Source organism: Kitasatospora sp. NPDC059747, assembly GCF_042732955.1.
Classification (GTDB): domain Bacteria; phylum Actinomycetota; class Actinomycetes; order Streptomycetales; family Streptomycetaceae; genus Kitasatospora.
On the sequence record NZ_JBHWGV010000035.1, the window covers coordinates 76,372 to 80,199 of the forward strand.

General features: G+C 70.5%; 2 protein-coding genes. Both read right to left on the reverse strand.

All coding sequences use genetic code 11. From position 1 onward, the window contains the following. Positions 1-141: 141 nt before the first annotated feature. The gene (locus tag ACFV4G_RS17900) at positions 142-606 is read right to left on the reverse strand and encodes a barstar family protein (RefSeq protein ID WP_380441313.1); all 465 of its coding nucleotides are present in this window, start codon (positions 604-606) and stop codon (positions 142-144) included. Then, positions 603-3,828, reverse strand: a 3,226-nt coding sequence (locus tag ACFV4G_RS17905; protein ID WP_380441315.1) for a polymorphic toxin-type HINT domain-containing protein, incomplete at its 5' end; no start/stop codon positions are given. The genes ACFV4G_RS17905 and ACFV4G_RS17900, both read right to left, overlap by 4 nt.

Below are 3,828 nucleotides of genomic sequence, written 5' to 3' on the forward strand. Positions count from 1 at the left end.
CTGTGGGGGGGACTCGGGGCGGCCGCGAGTCGGGGGGGCCCCCCTGGGGCGCACCCGGGCCGCGGGCGTGGCCCCCGTCCCCGCGCCTGTGGCTCCAGCGGAAGTGAATCCGCTGGAGCCTCCGGGATGTGCGTGGTGGATCTATCGCATGGCTGTCTCTGCGTGCAGCGCCTCGGTGGGCTCGTCATCGCAGAGAAGGAGGACCTTGAACGGCACTCCCTTGCCGTCGGGCTTCCCGAGCGGGTCCGCCCACTCTCGCGCAGCACGCGAAAGAATCGAGAGCAGAATTTCACGCTCCTCGGTATTCCCGGCGAGCATGCTTTCGGTGTGGTCGACGATGATCAGGTAATGATCGGCCGGATGCCACGACAGGTCTCGCAGGCAGTCGGACAGTGCATCCCAATTCCAGCCGAAGTACGCCGGAAACGTCAGGGCGTAGGAAAACTGTTCGAAGGCGTCATGTGCCTCGACCAGCTTCCGGCCGTCCAGGCGGGCTGCGACGATCGAGCCCGACGGTGGCATCAATGCGGCGATCGAGAACTGCGAGTCGGCGCGAGCCGTCAGCAGCGAAGGTCCCTCCAGGGTCCACAGCTCAAGGTCTTTCACGATCCAGGCACCGCCACGATCCAGGTCTGATAGTGGGTCGCAGTATAGTAGATCGACCCGTCCGACCCGGTCACGATCCTCTCGCCGCCAGGCTTTGGATTAGCCCCCGCCTGAACCGTTCCCCACTCTCGGTATGTGATCGCTTTTCCGGTGCTGTCGTACTGAGGAAGCTGGTGGCCGCCATTCTTTCCTGAGTTTTCAAAACGGGCGGGAGTGGACGGTCCGGCAAATTGATTGCCGGCTCCCTGGGCTTCGACGCCGTACTGCTGGATATCCCTGACGACGGCCATGGACTCATCTGGGATGGCAGGCGGAATCCATCCGGAAAGCTTTGACGTGTCCCCGAGGATGTCTCCGCAGCCGGAATTGTGGACGAGAATCGGCGTGTTGCCGGCCAGCACGTAGTACGTGTGGACGAGAGCGACGGTGAGGTTGTACGCGGGCTGCAGCGTCGTCCAGTGCCGGGTACCGGTGATCACGGGGGCCCGGCCGTCGGCGGTGCGGACCGTGTCGCCGACAACCAGATTTACGGCGTCGCGCCAGTCGTGGGCGCTCTCCGACCAGTACGGGTGGTGGTCGGTGGAGGTGATGGCCGAAGCGGTGCCGTCGGGAGCGGCGATCGTGAGTTCGGTGAAGTCACGGTCGTCGGGGGTGTAGATGGTGTTCTCGACGCGCTGCGCGCTGGTGGCGCCGGTGGCGGGGTCGGTGGCCGTGACCGTGTCCCCGATGCGGATCTGCTCGATGGGACGGGTCGTGCCGTCGGCCATGAGCACGAGGGTGCCGGCCGGGAAGCTGTTGCGCTTCGTCAGACAGGCCGGCGCCTTGCGGCCGTTCTCCGAAACCTTGGCTTCGCCCTCGAGTTGCTGGACCAGCGTGCGGTCGACGTTCTGGTCCTGCCGCAGGGCCTGGAGCGCGGCTTCGGTTCCGACGCCGTCCTTCAGGGTGAGGCGGAACTTCGCGACCGCGTCCGCCGTCGACGTCAGCTTGTTGATGGCCGCCTGGCTGTAGCCGTTGAGCGTCGCCTGGACGGCGATCTTGGCGTCCTCGATGCCGACGCCCGTCTCCAGCGCGAAGCGGAACGCCACCACGGCCTTGGCGCCCTTGGCGAGGGTGCCGTACGGGATGAAGTTGGACGCCGCCCACGCGCACGAGCTGTTGAAGCCGAAATCGTGGTAGCACTTGACGAAGTCGTCGGTCAGCGCGTGCCACAGGATCTGGCCGCGGACCGCCTCCGGCGAGTAGTGCGCCTTGTAGTCAAAGTAGGTGATCTGGACGTTCTGGTCACGCTGGTCGTCGACCTTGGTGCTGCTGACGACGACGGTGTTCCAGACGCTGTACTTGCCGGTGCAGGCCGCGATCGACAGGCCCGGCTCCGGGCAGGTCTTCATCACGTAGTTGACCGTGCCGGTGACGTGGACGGTCACCGTGAGGTCACAGACGTCCTGGCCCTTGTCGTTCTGGTGCCAGACCTTGGGGTCGACGTTCTTCAGCAGGACGTCGCCGCGGCCCATGACGAAGTCACCGGCGGTGCAGTGACCCATGTTGTCCTTGACCGGGTCGGCCTTCATGTCGCTCTGCGGGTCGGCCACGACGTAGGAGACCCGGCCCTGGGCGTCGACCGTGGCGGTCTGGTCCTCCAGCGCGCCCTCGATGGTGTCGGTGCACTGCTTCGTGAAGTAGGCGTCCCGGGCGGCGTTGGCGGCCTGCTGCGCCTCGTCGCGGCTCTTGGCAGCCGCGGCGGCGGAGGCCTGGGCCTGGTCGGAGGCGGTCTTCGCGGCGGAGGCGTACTGCTGCGCCTGGTTGGCGTAGCTGGTGGCCGCCGCGGCCGAGAAGTCGGCGCTGCGGGCGGCCGCGTTGGCGTTGGCGGCGGAGGCCTGGGCCTGCTTGGCGGACTGGGCCGCCTGGGCGGCGGACGCCTGCGCGGCCTGGGCGGACTGCGCGGCCTGGGCCGCGAAGTTCTGGGCCTGCTGGGCGGACTGGCTGGCCTGGTTGGCGTAGCCGGCGGCCTCGTTGGCCGCGCCGCGCGCGGTGGCGTACGACTGGGCGGCCTGCGCCGCGTACTGGCGCGCCTGGGCGACCGAGCCGTCGATGGTGGCCAGGTAGGCCGCGACGGTGGCCACGTGGGAGGCGGTCATCGCGTCGCGCTGCTGGGCCTTGGCCAGACCGCTCTGCAGGAACGGCACGAGCCGGTCGGCGGGGCCGGACAGGACGGCCTGCGCGGCCGCCTTGACCTCGGGGCCGCCACTGGCCAGGGCCTGCGTCACCTGGACGCGGTTGTCGTCGTCGCGGGCCTTGAACTGGCCGGTGGTCAGGAAGGCGCGGACGTCGTCGATCGTGCCGTCCAGGGCCTTGCCGGCCGCGGCCTTCACGCCCGGGCCACCCGTGGCCATGATCTGCGAGAGCGCGACACGGTCGTCGTCGTCCTTGCCCGGGTACTGGCCGGTGGCCAGGAACGCGCGCACCTGGTCGGCGGTGCCGACCGAGGCGGTCTCCGCGGCGAGGCGGCGCTCCAGCTTGCCCGGCGCCTGGGAGATCGCCATCACGCTGGTGCGGTCGTCGTAGTCGCGCGCGGTCGGCAGACCGCTGCCCAGGAACGTCTGGACGGCGCTGTCGTCGCCCTCCAGCGCGGTCTGGGCGGCAGCCTTGGTCCACGGACCGCCGGCGTCCAGCAGCCGGAAGGCGGCCTGACGGCCCTTCAGCACGGCGGTCTTCGCATCGACGCCGGACGCGGTCGCGTCCTTGACCAGCTGGTCGGTGTCGGCCGCGAACTGGGTGGCCTTGCCGGCCTCCCACGCCGCGGTCCTGGCCTTCAGGTCCGCGTCGCGCGAGGCCTCGTCGGCCGCTGCCATCTCGGCGGCCTGCTGGCCGGCGAGGCGCTCGGCGTCGGAGGCGCGGGCGATGTCGGCGACCTTGTGGGCCTGGGCCGCGGAATTCGCCGCGGAGTTGGCGTCGGCGTCGGCCGCGGTGGCGGCGGCCTGCGCGACGTTGGCCGCGGTGTTCGCGTCACCGGCGTGCTGGGCTGCCTGCTCGGCCGCGGTGGCCGCGGCTTCCGCGTGGGCGGCCGCGTCGTTGGCGGCGCGCTGCGCGTCGCCGGCCGCGGCGGCCGCCTGGTTGGCGATCGCGACGGTGGCGTTGGCGGCGCGGGTGGCCTCGGCGGCGGCGCTGCGGGCGCGGGCGGCCGCGTTGCGGGCGCGGGCGGCGTCCTCGGCGGACACGCCGGAG